Origin of the sequence: Paenibacillus wynnii, from assembly GCF_000757885.1 — a bacterium.
GTDB classification, from domain to species: Bacteria; Bacillota; Bacilli; order Paenibacillales; family Paenibacillaceae; genus Paenibacillus_AQ; species Paenibacillus_AQ wynnii.
Genome location: NZ_JQCR01000003.1, coordinates 339183 through 360421 on the forward strand (window position 1 = coordinate 339183; position 21239 = coordinate 360421).

At 48.0% G+C, this 21239-nt stretch carries 21 protein-coding genes and 1 tRNA gene; 17 read left to right on the forward strand and 5 right to left on the reverse strand.

Annotation, left to right across the window (positions count from 1 at the left end; translation table 11 throughout):
- Positions 1-107: 107 nt before the first annotated feature.
- The 3 genes from PWYN_RS16750 to PWYN_RS16760 all read left to right on the forward strand — a co-directional run bounded on the left by PWYN_RS16750 (position 108) and on the right by PWYN_RS16760 (position 3361).
- A complete protein-coding gene (locus PWYN_RS16750) occupies positions 108-1400 on the forward strand; it encodes a DNA polymerase IV (protein WP_036654395.1) in 1293 nt (430 codons plus the stop codon).
- 159 nt (positions 1401-1559) lie between these two features.
- The gene (locus tag PWYN_RS16755) at positions 1560-1802 is read left to right on the forward strand and encodes a ferredoxin (protein ID WP_036654397.1); all 243 of its coding nucleotides are present in this window, start codon (positions 1560-1562) and stop codon (positions 1800-1802) included.
- A gap of 119 nt (positions 1803-1921) precedes the next feature.
- The gene (locus PWYN_RS16760) at positions 1922-3361 is read left to right on the forward strand and encodes a L,D-transpeptidase (protein WP_052088048.1); all 1440 of its coding nucleotides are present in this window, start codon (positions 1922-1924) and stop codon (positions 3359-3361) included.
- Here the strand turns inward: PWYN_RS16760 and PWYN_RS29630 are convergent.
- Positions 3358-3495, reverse strand: coding sequence for a hypothetical protein (locus PWYN_RS29630; RefSeq protein ID WP_169744127.1), 138 nt, complete (start codon positions 3493-3495; stop codon positions 3358-3360). The two genes, PWYN_RS16760 and PWYN_RS29630, sit on opposite strands and share 4 nt — an antisense overlap.
- A gap of 207 nt (positions 3496-3702) precedes the next feature.
- Between PWYN_RS29630 and PWYN_RS16765 the strand changes: the two genes are divergently transcribed.
- The 7 genes from PWYN_RS16765 to PWYN_RS16795 all read left to right on the forward strand — a co-directional run bounded on the left by PWYN_RS16765 (position 3703) and on the right by PWYN_RS16795 (position 10241).
- A complete protein-coding gene (locus PWYN_RS16765; RefSeq protein WP_036654399.1) occupies positions 3703-4797 on the forward strand; it encodes a quinone-dependent dihydroorotate dehydrogenase in 1095 nt (364 codons plus the stop codon).
- Positions 4798-4824: 27 nt separating this feature from the next.
- The gene (gene yjbM / locus PWYN_RS16770; protein ID WP_036654402.1) at positions 4825-5637 is read left to right on the forward strand and encodes a GTP diphosphokinase; all 813 of its coding nucleotides are present in this window, start codon (positions 4825-4827) and stop codon (positions 5635-5637) included.
- Complete coding sequence (locus tag PWYN_RS16775) at positions 5627-6079, forward strand: DUF309 domain-containing protein (protein WP_036654405.1); 453 nt, start codon at positions 5627-5629, stop codon at positions 6077-6079. The genes yjbM and PWYN_RS16775 overlap by 11 nt, the downstream gene beginning before the upstream one ends.
- A 101-nt stretch (positions 6080-6180) precedes the next feature.
- Positions 6181-7725, forward strand: coding sequence for an RsmB/NOP family class I SAM-dependent RNA methyltransferase (locus tag PWYN_RS16780; protein WP_036654409.1), 1545 nt, complete (start codon positions 6181-6183; stop codon positions 7723-7725).
- Between the two features lie 2 nt (positions 7726-7727).
- Complete coding sequence (locus PWYN_RS16785) at positions 7728-8492, forward strand: pseudouridine synthase (RefSeq protein ID WP_036654411.1); 765 nt, start codon at positions 7728-7730, stop codon at positions 8490-8492.
- A 284-nt stretch (positions 8493-8776) separates the two neighbouring features.
- On the forward strand, positions 8777-9577 hold the full coding sequence (locus tag PWYN_RS16790) for a Cof-type HAD-IIB family hydrolase (protein ID WP_036654414.1): 801 nt from the start codon (positions 8777-8779) through the stop codon (positions 9575-9577).
- Positions 9578-9650: 73 nt separating this feature from the next.
- On the forward strand, positions 9651-10241 hold the full coding sequence (locus PWYN_RS16795; protein WP_036654417.1) for a class I SAM-dependent methyltransferase: 591 nt from the start codon (positions 9651-9653) through the stop codon (positions 10239-10241).
- A gap of 90 nt (positions 10242-10331) precedes the next feature.
- Here PWYN_RS16795 and PWYN_RS29780 read toward each other — a convergent pair whose 3' ends face one another.
- Positions 10332-10424, reverse strand: a complete 93-nt coding sequence (locus PWYN_RS29780; RefSeq protein WP_205622770.1) for a sporulation protein YjcZ — start codon at positions 10422-10424, stop codon at positions 10332-10334.
- A 134-nt stretch (positions 10425-10558) separates the two neighbouring features.
- A complete protein-coding gene (locus tag PWYN_RS16800) occupies positions 10559-11944 on the reverse strand; it encodes an RsmB/NOP family class I SAM-dependent RNA methyltransferase (RefSeq protein ID WP_036654418.1) in 1386 nt (461 codons plus the stop codon).
- A gap of 154 nt (positions 11945-12098) precedes the next feature.
- Between PWYN_RS16800 and PWYN_RS16805 the strand changes: the two genes are divergently transcribed.
- Genes PWYN_RS16805 through PWYN_RS16815 form a run of 3 tightly spaced genes read left to right on the forward strand, consistent with a single transcriptional unit; the run spans position 12099 to position 17778 of the window.
- Entirely contained in the window at positions 12099-13235 is a 1137-nt protein-coding gene (locus PWYN_RS16805; RefSeq protein WP_036654420.1) for a glycosyltransferase family 4 protein, read from the forward strand.
- Positions 13236-13240: 5 nt separating this feature from the next.
- Complete coding sequence (locus tag PWYN_RS16810) at positions 13241-14590, forward strand: metallophosphoesterase family protein (protein ID WP_052088049.1); 1350 nt, start codon at positions 13241-13243, stop codon at positions 14588-14590.
- Positions 14587-17778, forward strand: a complete 3192-nt coding sequence (locus PWYN_RS16815; RefSeq protein WP_036654422.1) for an AAA family ATPase — start codon at positions 14587-14589, stop codon at positions 17776-17778. The genes PWYN_RS16810 and PWYN_RS16815 overlap by 4 nt, the downstream gene beginning before the upstream one ends.
- On the opposite strand, the gene PWYN_RS16820 is transcribed toward PWYN_RS16815, so the two are convergent.
- Positions 17765-18880, reverse strand: coding sequence for a YkvI family membrane protein (locus tag PWYN_RS16820; protein ID WP_036654424.1), 1116 nt, complete (start codon positions 18878-18880; stop codon positions 17765-17767). The two genes, PWYN_RS16815 and PWYN_RS16820, sit on opposite strands and share 14 nt — an antisense overlap.
- Before the next feature lie 165 nt (positions 18881-19045).
- On the opposite strand from PWYN_RS16820, the gene PWYN_RS16825 reads away from it, so the two are divergent.
- The 3 genes from PWYN_RS16825 to PWYN_RS16835 all read left to right on the forward strand — a co-directional run bounded on the left by PWYN_RS16825 (position 19046) and on the right by PWYN_RS16835 (position 20397).
- The gene (locus PWYN_RS16825; protein ID WP_036654426.1) at positions 19046-19618 is read left to right on the forward strand and encodes a xanthine phosphoribosyltransferase; all 573 of its coding nucleotides are present in this window, start codon (positions 19046-19048) and stop codon (positions 19616-19618) included.
- A gap of 92 nt (positions 19619-19710) precedes the next feature.
- Entirely contained in the window at positions 19711-20028 is a 318-nt protein-coding gene (locus PWYN_RS16830; protein ID WP_036654428.1) for a hypothetical protein, read from the forward strand.
- Between the two features lie 153 nt (positions 20029-20181).
- Positions 20182-20397: a hypothetical protein gene (locus tag PWYN_RS16835; RefSeq protein WP_036654430.1), complete on the forward strand. Its 216-nt coding sequence runs from the start codon at positions 20182-20184 to the stop codon at positions 20395-20397.
- Between the two features lie 79 nt (positions 20398-20476).
- Here PWYN_RS16835 and PWYN_RS16840 read toward each other — a convergent pair whose 3' ends face one another.
- Positions 20477-20923: a YhjD family protein gene (locus PWYN_RS16840; protein WP_052088050.1), complete on the reverse strand. Its 447-nt coding sequence runs from the start codon at positions 20921-20923 to the stop codon at positions 20477-20479.
- 180 nt (positions 20924-21103) lie between these two features.
- Here PWYN_RS16840 and PWYN_RS16845 point away from each other — a divergent pair.
- Positions 21104-21187: transfer RNA gene (locus tag PWYN_RS16845), tRNA-Leu, on the forward strand.
- Positions 21188-21239 lie beyond the last annotated feature (52 nt).

The following is a 21239-nucleotide window of genomic DNA, read 5'->3' on the forward strand; positions in this document are numbered from 1 at the left end:
CGGGAATGTAACAAAGAACTTTGCAGACTTCCTCTATATTGACCTTAGGGTTGGGTAGGGGTATTCTAAATTGGACAATAGAAACCATAGATAAGAAGGTAGATATTGTGCAGAATGTAGATCAATATTATCCCACGAGCGGCAGGGTAATCCTGCATGTGGATATGAACGCTTTTTATTGCTCTGTCCACGAAGCCGAGGACCCGGACCAATACCGGGGGAAACCAACTGCGGTTGCGGGCAGTGTTGAACTGAGGAAGGGGATCATTGTAACCTGTTCCTATGTTGCGCGGAGACTGGGGATTTCAACGGGGATGCAGGTGCAGAAAGCGCTCCGGATCTGTCCCTCACTGATGGTAATTAAACCGGACTTTCATCTATATCGTAAATATTCCAATGCGTTCATGCAAATAGCATACAGTTATACACCCATGCTTGAGGCCGTTTCTATTGATGAATGCTATCTGGATATTACAGGATCGAAGCAGTTTGGTACGCCATTAGAGATTGCGGAGAGTATTCAGCGACGTATTATGGAAGAGCTTAGTCTGCCGTGCTCCATCGGGATTGCCCCTAACAAGCTGCTGGCCAAAATCGCATCTGATCTGAAAAAACCGAATGGTATTTCCGTGCTGCGTTTACGGGATGTCGCAAAAGTCCTATGGGATAAGCCTTGTAATGAGATGTTCGGGATTGGCGACAGAACCGCTGAGAAGCTGCGTAAGCTTGGAATCTACAGTATAGGACAGCTGGCTGCAGCTGAAGAGGGGATGCTGATTCAAAACTTCGGCGTCTTGGGTTCTTGGCTGAAGCGAGCTGGCAATGGGGTTGATCACTCCTTAGTGAATCCGGAGCGGGAGCAGAGCAAGTCTATAGGGCACACAACAACACTGCCAAGGGATGTATTAGGTATTGTTGAGGCCCGGCCGATACTGCTTAATCTGTGTGATCAAGTAGCGCGAAGACTTCGGCGGCAGAGCCTAATGGCATCAGGGATTCAACTCACGATCCGTACTCCGGATATGAAGACCATAACTCGTTCCTGCCAACTGGATACGGTATCTGAAAGTGCTGAAGATATATATAAAGCAGTCTGTAATCTGTTTATAAAGCACTGGAAGGCTGAGAAGCCTGTAAGATTACTGGGTGTGACTTTGCAGGGTCTAAAAGCGAAAGAAGAATCCGCCATCCAATTAGATTTATTTGATTATGAACGCCAGCCAAAGAAGGAATCCTTAAACAAGGCTATGGATATGCTTCGCAACAAGTTCGGGGAGAATGCTGTATTGACGGCAGGCATGCTAAGTGACACACATTCAGCGCGTTTGCGAAATCATAAGGAACGCGGAACCTCCCTGCAGAAGGATAATTTAAAGGATATAGATCATGATAATGTATGACACGCAGGATCTAAAGCGTGTAAATTAAGTTGCCGTATATTGCGTCAGAAATGCAAACGTCTTGAAAACCCATTGAAATTGAAGTCTATTTATATTAATATGAGAAAAATAACACGCTGCTATAAGGCGTTGTATGTTTAACAGGAGGCAGAGATAACTATGGCTAAGTATACTTGGGTCGAGAAAGATACTTGCATCGCTTGCGGTGCGTGTGGTGCGACGGCCCCTGATATTTTTGATTATGATGATGAAGGTTTAGCGGAAACCATCTATGAGAATGATGGCAACCACGGAAACACAGCTATTCCTGACGACTTGTTTGATGATTTGCAGGATTCCGCTGATGGATGCCCTACGGATTCCATTAAAATCGCGGATGTACCTTTTAACAAAGAAGGTTAATCATTCTGTAAGTTAGTATTGTAAGATTACGAGAGACATCCCGTTTGCCGGCTTCATTCGGCTGGGATGTCTTTTTTTATTAGCCGGTTATGCCGATATATTAAGGAAGATATCATTACATGACGGAGGTTCCGATGAAAAACTCGCAGCACCTCAAGGCATATGTACAGATGCACCCTGATAATAAGATGGCATGGTACTTGCTTGGTAAGGAATATTATAAGAATGGCCAGGAAGGTAAAGCGAATTACTGTTTCAATGAAGCTGGAGAGGTGTATGAGGCGTTCGAGCATAGCAAGGTGCCTGGTGAAGTCCTGCGGGAATATGAAGAGGGACTGATGAGAGCGGACCAACAGCGTCAATTAAGCAAGCTTAAAGTCCGCCGATGGCTTCTGGGGTTGATGCTACTACTTCTGCTCATAATGCCATCATACGTCTCCACGGATACATACATAGATAAAGAAACTGGGAAGGCACCGGCAAATAATCTTGCAGCGGATACGGCATCTACACCTACTCTCAATGAACTCACTCCTGAAGCTGAGACTGCTGAATTTCTATTCACAGCAGAGGAAGTAAATGGGGTTGCTTCCGGGAAGGCGTTCATGAATATTCTGCAGAATAAAAATACACCTTCTCGAATAGCTGTGTTAGGTCTTGAACGTTCTGGTAAATGGCTGCTCTGGAAGGAGAAGCTTCCTCTTAAATTTACAGTGGCGAAAACAGATGACGGGCAAGCAACGTATCAAACCTACGATCCGGCAGCCTGTTCATGTCAACCTCCAGAGCATGGAGAGCTGACGGCAAAGGCAGCACAGTGGCAGGAACAGCAGGTAGAGAAGGCAGCGTTGTGGAGCTCAATTAGAGCCTTCAATAACAGTAAAGGGCGCCCACCTGCTTCACTGAAGGAGCTGGCCGGCCCCTTCCCGGGGAATTGGCTGGCAGGTACCACTCCTGCGATGAAGAAATCCTTCATGCCGCTTAAGAAAGCTGCTGCAGCCAGTACCTCAACCCTTCCGGCAACTCCAGATAAGCCGCTCTCCTCTGAAGGAGCTTCTGGGGGAACAGTTGCCACTCCATCTGCAGCAATAAGCGAAGCGGGACTGCCGTTTCTGTCAGATCCGCTAACAATCATTGTGGATAAACAAAAATACCGTCTGGCTGTGACCAGCGGTTCTATAATTCTACGAAACTATGAGGTAGGTCTTGGCGGCAATAAAACACCGGAAGGAAGCTTTGTTATATCCGATAAGGTCGTTAATCCGAACGGTCATGACAATGGTGAATTTGGCAGTCGGGGATTACAATTATCGGACAGCAACTATGCCATTCACGGTACAAATGAGCCTGAAAGTGTAGGGAAGGATGAATCACTGGGCTGTATAAGGATGAAGCGTGAGGATGTGGAGGAGTTGTTTGCGCTAGTACCGAGAGGTACAAAGGTGCAAATTAGTAAAGGGGTTCTGCCCGCTGAGCTGTTAGTACCGAAGGAGCGCTTCTCCCCCTCTGCAACTCAGAACCAGACCAACCCCCGCAAAGTATATCATTGGCTGAATTAATTACCCGCTACAATTAATAAGACAATGATTAGAAGTACGAGTAATACAAGGCTTACTCCTACCCATAGAATTGCCCTACGGTTCACATCTTCTTTCTTCTGCTGCAATGTGGGAGGTTTACGTTTAGTTGACATACAGCTCTACCTTCTTTCTCTATTCATCGGTGGTTACCCTTACATTGTAATTCGTTTGTAAGAAAAATACTATACTCTGTAGAGAGGTCCCAAGAATCGTAGGGGCAAAAAACTTTTCTTTTCAACTGGAAAAGGCTAAAATTAAGAAGAAACCTACAGAACCAGGGGAAACGACATAGTAATGGACCCCTTGAAGGAGCGAGAGCGGTGTTGTATCGTAATATTGCCAAACCTTTTTTCTTTAAAATGGACCCGGAAAAGGCGCACCATCTCGTCGTAGGCGGTCTGGAGAAATCATCAGCTCTCCCAGGCGGTCGCGCAGCTTTACGTTTAATGTATGGTGTTCCTGAAACGGCTGATCTATCGATAGATCTGTTCGGGCAGCATTTTCCGACCCCGGTGGGACTGGCGGCCGGACTCGACAAGAACGCCCAGGCGGTTGAAGGCTTCTCTTCCATTGGCTTTGGGTTTATGGAGGTTGGGACGGTAACCCCTAAAGGACAGCCGGGTAATGAGAGCCCGCGGTTGTTCCGTCTTCCCTCGGACGAAGCGCTTATTAATCGCATGGGCTTCAATAATGAGGGTGCGGAGAGTATGGCTCAGCGGCTTAAAAAGATCACAAAACGTCCCATTCCGATTGCGGTGAATATAGGGCGAAATAAAGCTACAAGCAATGATGCGGCTCATGAGGATTATCGACAGTGTATCCGTACCCTATACCCGTACGGTGATTTTTTTGTGGTAAATATCAGTTCGCCTAACACACCTGATTTACGCAGTCTTCAGCATGGCAGTGAATTGTCATTTCTGTTAAGCCAGGTTAAAGAAGAGATGGACGTTCAGCGTCAGGCTAACGGCATTCGTAAGAGTCTGTTGGTCAAGATTGCACCGGACGTTACTGCTTCGGAGCTAGAGTACATGGTACATACGCTGACAGAAACCGGAATGGACGGGATCATTGCTACCAATACAACGATTAGCCGTGAAGGCTTGAAGCATTCAAGTGCCGGAGAGACCGGAGGCTTAAGCGGCAGGCCGCTGCGGGATCGTTCAACGGAGATCATCCGCTCGATTTACCGTCAGACCGAAGGGAAGCTGCCTATTATAGGCTCTGGGGGTATTTTTACAAGCCAACATGCTTATGAGAAAATCCGGGCAGGCGCAAGTCTGGTCGAAATTTATACAGCCCTCATTTACGAAGGACCGGAAGTTAATCGCAGAATTCATGCCGGACTGCGGCAATTGCTGCGGCGTGATGGATTCCGGAATATTTCGGAAGCAGTGGGTGCAGATCATCACTGAAGGTGATTAGGACAGGAGGACAGGAAGATGGACGTCAGGGACTGGGGAACTTTTCTACTTCCATATGAACAGGCTGTGGAAGAACTGAAGGTTAAATTCAAAACGATGCGTTCGGAACTGAAAAAGAGAGAGGAATATACCCCGATCGAATTCGTGACCGGACGAGTCAAACGGCTGTCTAGTATTTTGGAAAAAGCACAGCGGCTAGATGTTAAAATGGAAGATCTGGAGACAGGCATCGAGGATATTGCAGGAATCCGCATCATGTGCCAATTTGTGGAGGATATCCGCAGAGTGGCCGAATTTATCCGAAATCGCAAGGATCTTGAGGTTCTTTACGAGAAGGATTACATCACTAATTATAAAGAGAGCGGTTACCGCAGCTTCCATATGATTATAAAATATCCTGTACAAACGGCTCTGGGACAAAAGATTGTACTGGCTGAAATTCAAATTCGCACACTGGCGATGAATTTCTGGGCCACCATTGAGCACTCTTTGAATTATAAATACCGGGAGAGTCTGCCGGACGAAATGCGGATTCGCTTGAAGACAGCAGCGGAAGCCGCGTCGATATTGGATAGTGAGATGTCCAGTATACGGGAAGAGATTCTCGAGGCACAGAAGACTTTTGAGGAAAATTCCAATGCTACAACACAAGTGCTGAAAGCTATCCACCAATTGTATTTCTATCATCTAGTTAACGAAGCTATAGAATGCCAAGGGCGTTTTAACGAGATCTGGCAAGCGCAAGATATGGATGCTATGAAAGACTTGTTAGATCACGTAAGAAAACTGCTATCCGAGGCGAAGAAGGGCAGCCAGCCCTATGGCTTATGAGAATCTTTATATAGCTTATCTCATCTATTTTAATCGTGACCGCGATTATTTTGAATGTCATGAAGTGTTGGAGGAGTTGTGGCTTGCACGGGAGCGTGATCCGATTTATAAAGGATTGCTTCAGGTGGCAGTGGGTCTGTATCATTTTCGTAACGGGAATGTACGCGGTGGGACTATATTGTTAAGAAGTGCGACGAACAAGCTGAAGGATTATCCGGCATTGACATTAGGCATCAATCTCGCTAAGTTGGTGTCGGAGGCGATGGATTATGCCGGACGCTTGGAGATCTATGAGGAACTGCCATTCCCCTACTACGATCTAACCATCGAAATAGTAGATCATCAGCTTGCCTTGGAAGTAGAGGCGGCATCCCCCGGTATAAAGCCCAATATTCCTCAGCGCCGAGGTCCACAAAAGCCTCAGGCATCTTATCATAAATAAACAATATCCAGCAGCAAATATGGATCAGCTAGAGGGACACCCGCAGGGGTGTTCCTTGAGTCATTCATCACCTATTGTTTGGATTCAGGAGGACAGTATTCATGGCAGTGCAATTACCGCACTCTTTCATCGAAAGAATGAAGGAGCTGCTCGGTACAGAATATGAGCAATTTGCAAATTCGTATACCGAAATCCCTTATGGCGGTATCCGTGCTAATACACTGAAGATAACGGCGGAACAGCTGCAAGAAATTTCACCTTTTCAGTTGGAGCCGATTCCTTGGTGCCCTACAGGGTTTTATACCCCGGAGGGTGCCAGACCGGGCAAGCATCCCTACTATCATGCAGGGTTGTATTACATTCAGGAGCCTAGTGCAATGGCACCGGTAGAATTGCTCAGCGTTATTCCAGGTGACCGCGTATTGGATTTATGCGCTGCTCCCGGTGGGAAATCAACCCAGATTGCAGCCAAGCTGCAAGGTAAGGGGCTGCTGGTGAGCAACGATCTTCACCCTGAACGAACCAAAGCGCTGGCTAAAAACCTGGAACTGTACGGAACTCGCAACGGGATCGTCCTGAATGAGAGTCCCGAACGGATCGCTGCAGCTTTCCCTGCTTTTTTTGATAAAATTCTAATCGATGCTCCATGCTCTGGAGAAGGAATGTTCCGTAAAGATGAAGACATGGTTAAGCAGTGGGATTCAGAGACACCGGCCAAATATGCTGCAATGCAGCAAGAAATTCTGAGCTCTGCTGCCGCGGCGTTGGCTCCCGGTGGAACGCTGGTCTATTCAACCTGTACTTTTGCAATGGAAGAGAACGAGGGATCCATTGCGAAGTTCCTCTCCGGACATCCGCAGTTTTCCGTTGTCCCGGTTGGAGGGACTGGCCCATTCGCCGAGGGCTATGGAGAGTTACCGGGGACTGCTCGGCTATGGCCGCATAAAGTGAAGGGCGAAGGGCATTTCATGGCTGTGTTAAGACATAATGGAATCCCTGCAGATCGGACGAATGCGGAAGACACGGTGATATCCAATTACACCCAACAAGTGAAGCCGAAGCCCGAGGATAGAAGCCGTGAGAAGAGAAGGCAGGATTCTTCCGTGAAATTAGCGCCTAGGCAGAAAAACGGTGGGGGAAAGGGTGGCCGCCCCCAAGGGAAAATGGATGGGAGCAGCAGTCGTAACCTACCAGCTCTAGTTGAGGAGGAGGCCTTAGCGGCCTACGGTCAATTTGTTGAGGAACAGTTGATGTTTCAGCCGGGGGGTTATCCTGTTTTCTTCGGAGATCATATCTATATATCCCCATTACCTAAGGAAGCTTTAGATGGATTGAAGACGATTCGCCCCGGATGGTATATGGGATCCATGCGCAATGGTCGGTTCATTCCTGGGCATCCATTTGCTACAGCGTTGCGTGCAGAAGAAAGCCGCCGCAGCCTGTCCCTTTCCACTGAGAATAGTGAAGCGGTGTCTTACCTCAAGGGGGAGACATTGACTGTTCCGTCGGAACGCCTAGATGTACAAGAGGGCATTCCTTATAAGGGGTATGTTCTGGTCTGCATTGATGGGTATAGTGCAGGTTGGGGTAAATGGCAGGACGGTATGCTCAAAAATGAATATCCCGCAGGTTGGAGGTGGACGTAGAGATGAAGAAACTGTCATCTGGCAAAGAAGGAAAGAAACAACGTCTGGATAAGGTGCTGTCTCATATAGGAATTGCTTCACGCAGTGAGATTCGAAAGCAGGCGAAGCAAGGGTTGATTACTGTGAATGGCGCTGTAGTTAAGGATAGCAGTGTACATGTTGATCCTTATACAGATGCTATTGAAGTAGGTGGAGAAAGGGTTCTCTACCGTGAATATGTTTATCTAATGATGAACAAGCCTCCCGGTGTATTATCGGCAACTGAAGATCGGAAGGACCGCACGGTACTCGATTTGCTATCTACGGAATACGCTCAATTCGAGCCTTTCCCTGTAGGCAGACTGGATAAGGATACGGTGGGGCTGCTTCTCTTGACCAATGATGGGAAGCTTGCACATGAGCTACTGTCTCCTCGTAAACATGTTCCTAAAACCTATGAAGCAACAGTAGAAGGTGAAGTGGACTCCGACGATGTAGCCGCCTTTGCAGCAGGAGTACAATTAGAGGATGGTTACGTCACTCAACCCGCTCAGTTGAACATTCTAAGCAGAGAACGGGGCACGAAAGTAATTTCCCATATATCGCTAGTAATTACCGAAGGAAAATTTCACCAGGTAAAGCGAATGTTTCAGGCTGTCGGCAAAAAGGTAACTTTTCTGAAGCGAGTATCCATGGGAGAACTGAAGCTGGATGAGACATTGCCGCTTGGTTCTTATCGTGAATTGACTGCCGAGGAGCTAGGTTTATTAAATAGTTCAACTAAATAGATTGAACTTGATAAACTTCAAAAAGGATTGAAGTAACGGAGGGGAATTTTGGAACTGGAAGAGCGATAGCGGCCGCCCGAAAGCTTTCCGTAGGAAAGCTCGCTTCGAAAGCATAAGCTGTCTCCGGATTTCATCCGCTAATAGCGGTAAAAATCCAGAAATCCGGAGACAACAGCGGCTGGAAGTCCAACATTCACCGTAGTTACGACCCAAACCCAATGTAGCAAAATCTTAAGTTCATCTTATATAAATAGATAAATAGGAATAGACAGGGATGGTGGAGTATGAGATACAAACTAATAGCGCTTGATGTAGATGGAACACTGTTGAGTGATGATCATCACCTTAGCGATGAGAACAAAGCAGCAATTGCCGAGGTTACCCAAAAGGGAGGACAAATCGTCTTATGTACGGGGCGGAGTCCCCAGAACTCCATACCTTTCATGGAGGAAATGGGATTGTCGGGATATGTGCTTGGTCATAACGGAGCAGCAACGGTAAGAGTGAAGGATCGTGAGATTCTGCACCAGTATGGTTTGGATGCGCGCGGCCTTGATCCCTATATTGAATACTGCCGAGAACGGGACATTCATTTTGATGTAAACACTGCGTTTGACATGTACGTGGATAATGTGGAAAACCTGACCAAGGAAGCAAATTATATGTACGAGCATTTCCGGATCCTGCCGGCAACGCTTCCCGCCTGGGAAGACTTCCGCGACCCGATTCTGAAGTTTACGGTATTTACCCAATCCGATATTCTAGATGAGGCTGAACGGGAGTGGCGCACATGGGGTGGAGAGTATAATATTCTCCGCAGCGGTGAGTTCTTTGTTGACTTTATGCATCCAGAGGCTTCCAAAGGCAATGCGCTTAAGCATTTGGCCATGCAGCTCGGAATTCCGCAACAGGAAGTACTCTCAATTGGCAATTATTATAATGACATCTCCATGCTGACTTATGCGGGAATGGGAGTAGCGATGGATAACTCACCCATTGAAGTCAAGGCTGCTGCTAATGCTATAACAGGTACGAATAATGAACACGGTGTACGTGATGCACTGATTAAATACTGCTTATCCTAACACATTCCAAACATAAAGCATAAAGTAAGCCATACCGATTGCTTTGTGCTTTTTTTAGATAGGGGAGAAGAAAATGGGACTATTACAGACACTAATTGGTCAGGCCAAAAATCCTAGAGGATTTGTGGGTAATGTGATGATCAAGATTATGAATAAGGCTCATTCGACTATGACTACGTGGGCTTTTTCACAAATGACGATTCGAAAGGATGCCCCTGTACTTGATATTGGCTGCGGTGGGGGACAAACCATACATATGCTTTCCCGATTAAAGTTGCCGATTGATATTTACGGTGTTGATTATTCTCAGCAGGCTGTTGAAACCTCGATCCTTAAGAACAGGGAGGCAGTCGACTTAGGTACAGTGAACATCAGCAGAGGAGAGGTGTCGTCATTACCCTTTCCAGACCAATTCTTTGGGACGATCACAGCAGTTCAGACGCATTATTTCTGGCCGGACCTGAAGAATGATGTAAAAGAAATCTTTAGAGTACTTAAACCTGGAGGAACTTTTATTATCGTCTCAGAAATCTATAAGATTAATTATCATATGCAGAGTTATACGCAAAACGAAGAAATGGAGCAGCTATTTCAGAAGGCTGGATTTCAAAAAATTGAGATCCGGGAGAACAAGAAATGGAGATGTTATCTGGGATACAAATGAAGTGAATTTTCTATTAAAAAAGCGGCCATGCCCATCCTAAAAAAGGATGACACAGCCGCTTTTGTGTAGGTGCTACACTAGGTGTGAAATTTAGACGAATAACGAACGGGAAATGATTACGAGCAAGATGAAAAGCACTAAAATTGCTCCGGTAGATGTGAAGCCTACTCCTGGTGCGCCCATGTCTGATTCCTCCCTTGTCACTTGTCTAGTTCCCAATACCACGTCTAATGCCGCAGTATCTACTGGGATAATGACATCATATGTAGAAGGGAGCCTCGGGGACTGGCCGGAAGCCTATATACGCTCAATATGGGCTATAGAATACGCAATCCCTTGGGTAGATGGTTTTTAAGCTGACCCAAACTAGCCTTACCCCAACCTATGGGTAAACCATCAACCGTTACAAGCGTCCAACCATGCAGATCGGAGGATACAGGAAGACTCTCTCCACGCAGCCATGCTTTTATTTCGGGTCCACTGGAAGCCAAATCCAATCTGCGGGAGACTTGGTCAGGGTGGAGTGCCATAGCTAAGGCATGTGCAGGTTCTATCCTGTTTTTCTTCAAATGGGCGATATGAAGACCAGCACGAGGGATACGCAGCCCGTCAAGCAACCCGATATGCATACGGTCATTGAAAGCTTCAGGCAGTAGATATAAAGAGTCCCCGAAAAGCAGCGGTACGCCCTTCCCAAGAAACCCTGGCAGTTCAGTCGAGGCCCAAACTTGAAACTGTTGAAAAGCATCACGGACAGAGGCATTGACTCTTCCAGCATTTTTGCCGCGTCCTCCACCTGAATTACGTTTAGCAGTAACTTGTCTATCCTCCGACACCACAACTTCTTGTTTACGCAGCAGAGCTACAAAATGCCCCTCGCCTTTTTCCAAATGCGGCCATAACCGTTTATGGGTAATCAGTTCCAAATCCGGGTAGCTATCCGTTAACCGGGCAATAATCTCTTCGTTCTCATTGCGATTAAAAGTACAGGTGGAGTAAGCCAGGCTTCCACCCGGTTTCAGCATTGTATAGGCATCCTGAAGGATATCCCATTGGCGAGCTGCACACATCAATACATGCTCTGGTGACCATTCCGCTATGGCATCGGGGTCCTTGCGGAACATCCCCTCACCTGAGCAAGGTGCATCCAGCATGATCTTGTCAAAGGCCTCGGGGAACCGCAAGGCCAGCTCACCGGGTGTTGCGCTAGTAACCAGGGTAGAAGTATGTCCGAGTCGTTCAACATTCTCTGCCAGAATTTTCGCTCGTTCCGGATGGATTTCGTTGGATACAAGGAGTCCTTGTCCCTGCATCAAGGCAGCAAGATGTGTGGTTTTTCCACCTGGTGCGGCAGCTAGATCCAATACGATCTCCCCGGGCAGCGGAGACAGCAGCTCGGCAGCGGACATTGCCGATGGCTCCTGAATATAATATAATCCGGCAGTATGATAGGGATGTCTGCCAGGACGCGAAGGCTCTTCGTAATAATATCCATCAGGACACCAAGGGATAGGTTCCAAATTGAATAGGGAAATCGTATTCGAGACCGTATGATATTCTGCATTCATATAGCTTTTTAACCGGTTAAAGCGTAGTCCCTGAGTTCTCGGGGCCGTGTAGCTTTCCAGAAAAGCGTCCGCCTCTTGTCCCAGCATATCTCTCATAGTTGTGGTGAAAGCGGCGGGCAGCCGTTCTTCCGTCATAATTCATTCTCCTTTTTGTCTGTTGCTGTTTCAGGTGTATACCGATAAAATCAAGTTATGGAACTTTGCGTACCTGAAAATGTACATATACACAACTATATCATAATTGCCAGGCTACACCGTAACGGGGGCAATAGTAAAGGGGATGTACCTAATGAATTTGCTGCAAGCGCTCTTCTTCCCGCCGGAACAACCCGGTGGAGTCTCTTCTATGATCCCATATCTTCAGGAACGCTTTCGTTCAAGTCGTTGGGAAATGGACCTCTTCTGGCTGCCTAAGCGGATTCGTAACAAAGGTCACGAGGAGATATTATTTGAGACATTTGATTGGACACCATTCGCCGAAAGTCCAATTGTGCAAAAATATATTCAGACGTATCGTGATTATTTATGGTGGACGAGACTTCGTGTAAACAAGAAATATGATCTTATTCATGCACATCATCCTATTGCCGGTTTAGCCATGAAAAAAGTGTTCCCAGACGTTCCATTGATTCAAACCCTGCACTCTAGTTATGAGCGCGAGTTGATATTAAACGGGGTAATTGTAGAGAATGGATTGGAGCATCAGTTCTTAGTGTCTTTATACCGTGAAATGGAGCATGTCAGTGAACGGTTAATGACGGTGTCGCTCTCATTTGCCGAGTATCTGTCTCCTTATATAGCTGAGCCCTCTCAAATCGGAGTTATTCCGAACGGTTTCGATGAGAAAAGATTCAAGCCTGTTTCCCATGACAACAGCATTCCACAGTTGGTCACGGTAACCCGCCTTGTCCCAGCAAAGGGGATTGACACCTTAATTAAGGCTTGTGCCGAATTAAAGAAACGAGGACATGAATATGTCCTGCATATAATCGGAGACGGACCTTCACGGACGGATCTGGAGAGCCTGGCCCAATCTCTGGGAATATATAATGAGACTATTTTTTACGGATATACGCTGCACCCGGAGGAGTTCATGCCGTTCTTTGATATTTTTGTTCTACCTTCAAGAGCGGAGGCGTTTGGATCTGTATTTGCAGAAGCAGCGCTTAGCTGCCTTGCCTTGGTAGGTACGAATGTAGGCGGAATTCCGGAACAGATTGAAGATGGAGTGAACGGATTGCTGGTCAATCCTGACGATGAGATAGCCCTGGCGGATGCTCTGGAAAAGGTTATAGCCGATCCTTCCTACCGATATGAGCTTTCACGTTCAGCCTGGGAGAAAGCAAAAAGCCTGTATTCGCTGACGCGGGTCGCCAATGAACTGAAGAAGACTTATCTGCAATATCACCCGGGAACTAAGGGGTGACAGCTATGATTCCGTTCCGTTTTCTACATGCTGCAGATTTACATTTAGACAGCCGATTTACCGGGCTGGCTCATATACCGCCAGCTGTAAGATCGCTGCTACGGGAGTCCACCTTTGCCGCCCTCGGGCGGCTTGTTGGCGTGGCCATTAAGGAACAGGTTGATTTTGTGGTAATTAGCGGAGATGTATATGATGTCTCTGATTCTTCACTGCAGGGACAGCTCAGATTTCAGGAGGCACTTCAGGAGTTGGGAAGTGCGGGTATTGGTGTGTTCATAATTCATGGAAATCACGATCCGTTGGATGGGCCGCGGTTGGTCAGTAATCCACCGAAGCATGTAACGGTGTTTGGCAGTGATACTCCTGAAAATGTAACCGCTACGCGACGTTCTGACGGGTGTGAGGTTGCTATTATAAGTGGACTTTCCTACCCCACCATGAAGGTGACAGAGAACACGGCACAAAGATTTGAACGTAAGCCGGGATCTGATTTGTACCACATCGCTCTGCATCATTGTAATGTCGACGGCGATCTACAACATGAAACTTACGCTCCATGCAGCCGAAAGGATCTAATTGAAAAAGGCTATGATTATTGGGCGCTGGGGCATATACATACAAGAAGTATTTTGCATGAACGCCCCTTTATTGTCTATCCGGGGAATATCCAGGGGCGAAGCATCAAGGAAACCGGAGCAAAGGGCTGTTACGTAGTTGATGTGGATGAAGACGGCGCTTCTTCCCTTAAGTTCCATGAACTGGATGTTGTACGCTGGCAAGTCCGGGAAGTATCCATTCAAGGGCTGAAGGATGAAACTCAGTGGATTGAAGCAATTGAACAGGCCTTAGAGGCAATTAGAGGAGAGTATCCTCAGATGATGTCCGTAGTCCGGTTTCGGTTAACAGGTCGAGGTTTAGTTCACAGGCTGCTAACTGAAAAAGGGGCCGTGGCTGATCTATTAAGTGAGCTGCAGCGCCGTGAAGGGGTCAAAGCGGAACAAAAGGCATTTCAGGGATTAGTATGGACAGAGGGTTTCACCTTAGAAACCGGTGTGGAGATGGATCAAGAACGACTTTTGCAGGAGGATAGTTTTCTGGGTGAGCTACTCCGTTTCGCAAATTTCAGTAAAGAGTCTACGGAAGAGCTCGATGGTTTGTTTCGCACAGCTCTCGCGCCTATGATGGAGAACCGGGAGTTGAGAAGGCTTTTGTCTGAGACCGGAGTGGAAGAGAAGCGTAACTGGCTGGAACGGGCTGCTGAACTAGGAGCAACGCTGCTGAGCGGAATGGAAGAGTCCGGGAAGGATGAACACAAAACGGCTTTTCACGGTCATGATGGAGGTCTGGATATATGAAAATTCAGCGGCTGGAGATTAGCGGTTTTGGCCGTCTTCGTAATGTAGAGATCGAATTAGGGGATGGGGTAACGGTGCTTTACGGGCGTAATGAGGCGGGCAAAAGTACCATGCTTCAATTCATGCGCTCTATGCTGTTTGGCATTCCTTCGCGGAGTAATCCGCATGAGAGATATGAGCCGGTTACGGGAGGTCTTCACGGAGGTGTCATGACCGCCGTTGACGGGGAGGGTGGAAGCTGGAGAATTCACCGTTATAATGCGGGTCCTTCAGGACAGGGCAAGAATGAAAAGCTGACCGTAACCTTAAGCCGTCAGGATGGAACGATAGAAGAGCTGGGCCAGACCGAGCTGGAACGAAATTTACTTGGTGGCATCTCACGCACGATGTTCCGTCAATTGTTTGCCGTTACCTTGGACGAGCTTCAGCAGCTGGGCGCACTCCAATCGGAAGAAATGAGCAGCTATTTATTCCATGCGGGAATGGGCGGCGGCGGTGATATCATGCGCGCGGAGCGGCGACTTCTTGCGGAGGCCGAAAGGCTGTATAAGCCGCGAGGCAAGCTGCAGGAAGTGGCTAAAATATTGCAGGATATGGAGAAGCTGGAGCTTCAAATTACGGAGAGTCGATCTTATTTACCGCGCTACAACGAGAACATTACTGTGCTTGCAGCAACGGAGAATGAACTGTCGGAGTTGGAAATGAGCCGCGTTCATACCAGCATTCGACTTAATCGGCTGCGGAAGGCTTTGGAAATTCGTGAAGTTTGGCTGAAATGGAGCGAAGCTCGGCTTGAGCTTACAGAACTGCCGATTCTAGACTCCTTCCCGCAGGATGCCGTGGCTCGTTGGGAAGGTCTAGAAATAGAAATCAGAAATGCGGATGGGTTAGTTGCCCGATTAGAGCGAAACCAAAGGGAGCTCCTTGCGGAATTTGAAAAGACTCAGCCTGATGAGCTTCTTACCGCACAAGGGCCGGCAATTGAGAGTCTGGACCGCCGTCGAGGAGGCTATGAGGATCGAAGATTGGAACGGCAGCGGCTTGTAGGCGAACTTCGGTCGGTACAGGATCATCTGGGGAGGCTACTGCGAACCATCCATACCGATTGGAGCTCTTCCGAGCTGGCTTCGTTTCCTGGAGCGGCAGTAGACCGTGAAGCTGCGCGGCGTTATGCGGCGACATTTGCGGCTTATGACCGCCGCATGGAGGGATTTGGTGCGGAGCGGCATGCTCTGCGCTCGCACCTTGCCGCCTCAGCCGCGGGGCTGCAGGCTGCGGATCGGGCACTGGCGCGGGAGCAAGCCGCAGGTGCAGAGCTGTTCACCGCGCTGCGTCCCGTAAGCGCGCATGAAACAGCGCAGCTGTGGGATGAGCTGCAGCAGGCCGCCGAACATTGGCGCGAAGGCCTGCTGCGCACGCCGCAGAGCAGCCGCGGCGGCGAGAGCGAGGCCATGCTGCGCCAGCGCATGGCTTCGCTCTATCGGCGCCTGCTGCTCGCCGGCGCAGCGCTGACGGCGCTGCTGCCGTCAGCGCTGTGGCTGACCGGTGCGCCGCCGGTCAGCGCCTGGATCGTGCTAGGCCTGCTGGCCGCCGCCGATCTGGCCCTTTGGGCCGGCGTGCTTGCGCAGCGCCGGCCGTCCCTGTCCCCGCCAGAGCTCGGCGGGGACGGCAGCGCAGCCGAGATGCTTCGGCTGCGGGGGCTGCTGCTCTCCGGCGCTGCGCCGGAGAGCGACCCAAGCGGCCGACCGGCGCTGCGCCGGTCAACCGCCAACCCAACCGCCGCCAGCCCTGATGCAAGCGGGCTGGAGGCGGGTATGAAGGATCTCCGCAAGCTAATGGATGCTTGGGGAGCCTGGCAGCAACGCTTGGTGAAGCTTACGCAGGACCGCGATGCTGCCCGAACAGAATTGGAGTCCTTGACCGGGCAGGAAAAGGTGCTTGCGGACGAGCTGGACCAAGCGGAGAGATCCTTTCAAGACACTGCTGCGCGATATGAACAATGGCTGCAGGAGCATAACCTGCCTGACGGGTTATCGCCTGAAGGGCTGCCTGATATATTCAGCACTGTAGAACAAGGTAATGAATTGCTGCGCCAGGAAAGCAAATTATCGCATCGATTGAAGGAGCTGGAGCAGGAGTGTACGGTCTTCGAAGAGGAGTGCCGGGCTCTGGCTATTCAATGTGGAACAGAAATAGATCCCATAACACGTCTTAGTTGGCTAGAGGCACGTAAGAACGAGTGGGATCAGATGAAGGCGAGAATGCTGCGCCGTGAAAGTCTGACCCTAAGCTTGATTAAAGTAGAAGATGAACTAGTCGAGAGCCGCCGGGAGCTTGAGGAATTGAAAGTACGATGCAGGGACTTACTAATTGAAGGGGAGGCCGTGAACGGGGAAGACTTCCTGCGTCGAGCGGCTACTGCCCAGCAACGTATAGAGTTAATCAAGTCTATCAGGCAATGGGAGATTGCCATGTTCGGCGGTCTCGATGCCGAGGGGACAGAAGAAGTCCTGAAGCTTCTGGATCATATGGATTCTTCAGTACTGAATGAAGAATATCTAATACTGGAGACTGCTGCAGTGGAGGAAGAGCAAAGACGGAACCGTCTTCTGGAGCAGCGGGGAAAGCTCCTCCAGGAACAAGCAAACCTGAAGGAGCGCTGCCTCGAAGATTCCCCGCTTCAGCGCTTGGAGGAGCAGCGCGCTGCACTAAGGGACCTTGCGGAGCAATATGCGATTACTGTTCTAGCAGCCGAATTAATAGGTAGAACCCGCCGGATTTATGAGCAGGAGAAGCAACCACAGGTATTACTGCTCGCATCCGCTTATTTTGAGCACTTGACTGAAGGGGAATATCGGCGGGTCGTAATGACACTAGGACACAAGGTACTCAAAGCAGAGCACAGGGATGCTGGCTTAGTGGACAGCGGTCTGCTCAGCAGAGGAACCGCAGAGCAGTTGTATCTGGCTCTAAGACTGGCTCTAGCGGAGACGATGACGCATCAGGCTCCTTTACCACTGCTGTTTGACGATTTATTCGTTAACTTTGATGAGCAACGGCTGCATGCAGCCCTTTCATTACTCGGCAAATTATCCGTTTCCAGGCAGGTTGTGATGATGACCTGCCATCGGCATGTTGCTGAAGCGGCAGCCGCGTTGATTCCTGCTGCAAAGATTATTTCCGTGTAGTTCGTGTTACAGGTTTAGCATGTAGGTAAATATGGCCACTATCTTTAGAGTCATTTTTATTTTTAGGGGGAGGGGTCATCGGACTGAGGATTAGCTTATATACCCACACAATGGATAACCCTCCAAATATTGGGTAGAACAGGGATAGCAGTGAACTGAAGCCAAATTGGCTCAGGGCATAACAGATGATCATCACGCCCGGTGTGATAAGCTTTGGTGCAATGGCCAAATGCTGTTTAAGCTGTACCGTGACCCCATAAATGTCAGCAACAAAGGTACTGAAAATTTCTAGGGAAATAAGCAGTAAGTATACGATCTGTACAATACTGCCCAATTGAAAAGCAATGCTGCCCATTGGAATCTCAAATTGTAGGATCCCAGGCATTTGTGAACTCATCGCGAAATGTGCAGTCAACAACATAAAACCAATACCAGCACCACCGAGGATTCCACCCCATTTGAGTGCTCTGACATCCTTGGTATGGCGTGCAAGGGGAACCAGTACAGCCTGAGCCATCCCTAGATTAAAGGCAGTGTACAGTATTGGTGATAACCAGGCCCGAATCGGGCTACGTTCTGTATCAAGCCATAAGAAATGTCCTGCTTCAGGTATTTTAAGGGTATTAATCACGATGATGATTGATAGGGTAAGCATCAGCGGTACAACCGTACTGTTTATTTGCATAATGCCGGAAATCCCTCGTCTTAAAAGAAAATAAGATCCTACGATTGTCAGCAGCAGCCCGGTTTGATAATGGAGTCCAAGATGCTCTTCGAAGATAGCTCCTGCCCCTGCCAGCATGATACTGTTGACACCAATTAAAATGATAAGTGTAAAGAGACTTATAAGGCTTCCGGCATAATCTCCGAATAGATGCCGATTGAAGTCTTCATAGGATTCGGCTTTGATTCGCTGTGCGATGATCATCATTTTGGTGCCTAACCACATAAATAGCATCGTGGATACCAGAATGGTCAGCATTGCCCAGCGGCCGTATTGAGTAAAAAACTGAAGAATCTCCTGTCCTGTAGCAAAACCGGCACCGACTATTGTGCCAATATAAGTGAAAGCAATCTGTAAAGTGCGGACCTTTGTTTTCATTTCATGGATCTCCCTCCGTGTGTCTTTAGCAGGATTGCCTTGTGCAGTCCATATAGTACAGGTTATGATGAGGAACAGAAGGACATGACTTCCGCCTGTCCCTGACTGTGGGTATTTATTACAGCGGAAGGTCTGCAATTATAAAGGTATTGGAGGTTCGAAATCATGGAAGTATTGAAGCAGCGGATTTTGGAAGAGGGTATCGTCATTTCGGATCAGGTATTGAAACTGGATGCTCTGCTGAATCATCAGGTTGATCCCCAGTTGACGATGGATATGGGACGGGAGTTTGCTGAGCGATTTGCGGATAGTGGGGTTACCCGTATTGTTACCGTGGAGTCTTCGGGTATTGCCGTAGCATTTGCCACCGCGTTTGTAATGAATGTGCCGCTGGTATTTGCACGCCGCAAGAAGACTTTGCTCGCTGATCCAGATGCATTGTGCGAGAGAGTACCTTCCTTCACCAAAGGTATTGTTACCGACATTATGTTATCACGCCAGTTTATAGGGCCAGAGGATAAGATCTTGTTCATAGATGATATTATAGCGAACGGTGATGCAGCACGCGGGCTAATTAAGATCATTCAACGCTCAGGGGCTGAGCTTGTGGGGTTGGGCGTAGTTGTTGAAAAGAGCTTTCAAGCAGGTGCCCGTACAATCAGAGAGCAAGGCATTCGTTTGGAGTCTTTGGTTAGAATTATGTCTCTAAGTGAAGGTAAGATTGTTTTTGACGATTAAGAGGGAAATGTACCCAATTTTGAAACAACTGCTTTTCACCCTCTGAGTTTTCCTTTATAATAAAAAATAGACATAGGAGAGGAGGCGTCACAATGGGGAAAGAACCGGTGACAGAGCAATTTTTTATTGATAAATTAACCGAGGCTAAGGATCACTTCGAGCGCGCTTTGGATTGCAAACATACGGAGTTTGATGATCTTTATCCCTATATGATTGAACATCCTCAGTTTTTTTGGTACAAACGCTATGTAGCCTGGTCAGAGTTGCTGACCATCAAAGGGCTTTGTGAGGAGCTGTCCTACTCCTGGAGGGAGAAGTTTACAGCCAAGCAAGTGGAGTATCTTGAAACACGAGTGATGTCTGCTAAAGTTCTCGACTTTTGGTTTGAGAAGAATGAAGCGCTGATATAGGTGAATTGGATGAGAGAGGCATAATCTCTTTTTATTGCTTACATGAGACCCAATGATTTATCATTGTGGTCTTTTTTATACTCTGTGTGTCCGGCTCCTGGTTTTTCTTTGGATAGGAAATGGACATAGTATGAAGGAAGGGGGATATAGAGGATGATTAGTGATGAACAACTGAATGAATACCGAATCTCAGGGGAGAAAATTCGTGTGGTACGTGACGGATTGGAAAGTAATGATATTAAGGGGATTGTACTGGCCTGGGACGAAACTCAAGTCATGATCCGCCGCCCGAACCGTCGGGTGGTGAAGCTGGACCGGAATTATATCTTCCAGCCTTTTACTGAACCTAGGGCAGATGTCTTGTCCTAAGACAGTCTATATTACATCGATAAAAAAGCTCCCCGCTCATAGCAAAATGAGTAGGGAGCCTTATTTGTCTTACGGAGCTTTAGAGGATCATTGCCAGCTGTTCCGCATGTTCCTCACGGTTGAGGACGGAAAATTCAGTGGCGAGGCCTAGATAGGCACGCATTCGCAGCATCATTTCACGGCGAAAGCCCGGCCACAAAATATTAAGTTCACCAGGGCATTCTCTGCAATGGTACCGGGCGACTACGCCTTGTACATCCTGAAGAATAGTAACGATTCTTAGATCATGAAGCTCCAGCTCACGCTTGACCTCCTTCAGCATTAATGACGTCTTCTTGGCTCCGGTGGATACCAGTTCCATATATAGCTGTGGTGTCTTGAACAGACCACTCTTACCGATGACACGGCAATCACGCTCAAAGACTTTATGAATGAAAGTTAGCAGCAGGTAGCTTCTTACGAGTGACAGTTCTTCTTGAGTTATATCCCTTGCTGCGTCTTGAGTAGATATCTTAGTAGTCGCCATATAAATCACCTCATTTATAGGATGCGAACCTTTGTTCTCATTATAACCCAAACCGAACTATGATAGCAATATTTATGCAGAAAATAAACTGAATTAACAAAATTCAAAAAAATGTTGACGATTATTTTTCAGCATGGTATGATCTATCTTGTGACCGCGAGAGCGGAATCATCATAATATGCGGTCGTGGCGGAATTGGCAGACGCGCACGGTTCAGGTCCGTGTGGTAGCAATACCGTGGAGGTTCGAGTCCTCTCGACCGCATAATAAGTGAAAGCACCTATCGATTCTAATCGGTAGGTGCTTTTTTTTGCGT

What these genes read in the sequence shown, in the direction of transcription:
- PWYN_RS16830 (WP_036654428.1), top strand. Translation starts at nt 19,711, where the DNA reads ATGGGGAAAGAACCGGTGACAGAGCAATTTTTTATTGATAAATTAACC.
- PWYN_RS16800 (WP_036654418.1), bottom strand. Translation starts at nt 11,944, where the DNA reads ATGACGGAAGAACGGCTGCCCGCCGCTTTCACCACAACTATGAGAGAT.
- PWYN_RS16755 (WP_036654397.1), top strand. Translation starts at nt 1,560, where the DNA reads ATGGCTAAGTATACTTGGGTCGAGAAAGATACTTGCATCGCTTGCGGT.
- PWYN_RS16780 (WP_036654409.1), top strand. Translation starts at nt 6,181, where the DNA reads ATGGCAGTGCAATTACCGCACTCTTTCATCGAAAGAATGAAGGAGCTG.
- PWYN_RS29630 (WP_169744127.1), bottom strand. Translation starts at nt 3,495, where the DNA reads ATGTCAACTAAACGTAAACCTCCCACATTGCAGCAGAAGAAAGAAGAT.
- PWYN_RS16775 (WP_036654405.1), top strand. Translation starts at nt 5,627, where the DNA reads ATGGCTTATGAGAATCTTTATATAGCTTATCTCATCTATTTTAATCGT.
- PWYN_RS16810 (WP_052088049.1), top strand. Translation starts at nt 13,241, where the DNA reads ATGATTCCGTTCCGTTTTCTACATGCTGCAGATTTACATTTAGACAGC.
- PWYN_RS16840 (WP_052088050.1), bottom strand. Translation starts at nt 20,923, where the DNA reads ATGGCGACTACTAAGATATCTACTCAAGACGCAGCAAGGGATATAACT.
- PWYN_RS16820 (WP_036654424.1), bottom strand. Translation starts at nt 18,880, where the DNA reads ATGAAAACAAAGGTCCGCACTTTACAGATTGCTTTCACTTATATTGGC.
- PWYN_RS16795 (WP_036654417.1), top strand. Translation starts at nt 9,651, where the DNA reads ATGGGACTATTACAGACACTAATTGGTCAGGCCAAAAATCCTAGAGGA.
- PWYN_RS16805 (WP_036654420.1), top strand. Translation starts at nt 12,099, where the DNA reads ATGAATTTGCTGCAAGCGCTCTTCTTCCCGCCGGAACAACCCGGTGGA.
- PWYN_RS16815 (WP_036654422.1), top strand. Translation starts at nt 14,587, where the DNA reads ATGAAAATTCAGCGGCTGGAGATTAGCGGTTTTGGCCGTCTTCGTAAT.
- PWYN_RS16760 (WP_052088048.1), top strand. Translation starts at nt 1,922, where the DNA reads ATGACGGAGGTTCCGATGAAAAACTCGCAGCACCTCAAGGCATATGTA.
- PWYN_RS29780 (WP_205622770.1), bottom strand. Translation starts at nt 10,424, where the DNA reads ATGGGCGCACCAGGAGTAGGCTTCACATCTACCGGAGCAATTTTAGTG.
- PWYN_RS16825 (WP_036654426.1), top strand. Translation starts at nt 19,046, where the DNA reads ATGGAAGTATTGAAGCAGCGGATTTTGGAAGAGGGTATCGTCATTTCG.
- PWYN_RS16785 (WP_036654411.1), top strand. Translation starts at nt 7,728, where the DNA reads ATGAAGAAACTGTCATCTGGCAAAGAAGGAAAGAAACAACGTCTGGAT.
- yjbM (WP_036654402.1), top strand. Translation starts at nt 4,825, where the DNA reads ATGGACGTCAGGGACTGGGGAACTTTTCTACTTCCATATGAACAGGCT.
- PWYN_RS16790 (WP_036654414.1), top strand. Translation starts at nt 8,777, where the DNA reads ATGAGATACAAACTAATAGCGCTTGATGTAGATGGAACACTGTTGAGT.
- PWYN_RS16835 (WP_036654430.1), top strand. Translation starts at nt 20,182, where the DNA reads ATGATTAGTGATGAACAACTGAATGAATACCGAATCTCAGGGGAGAAA.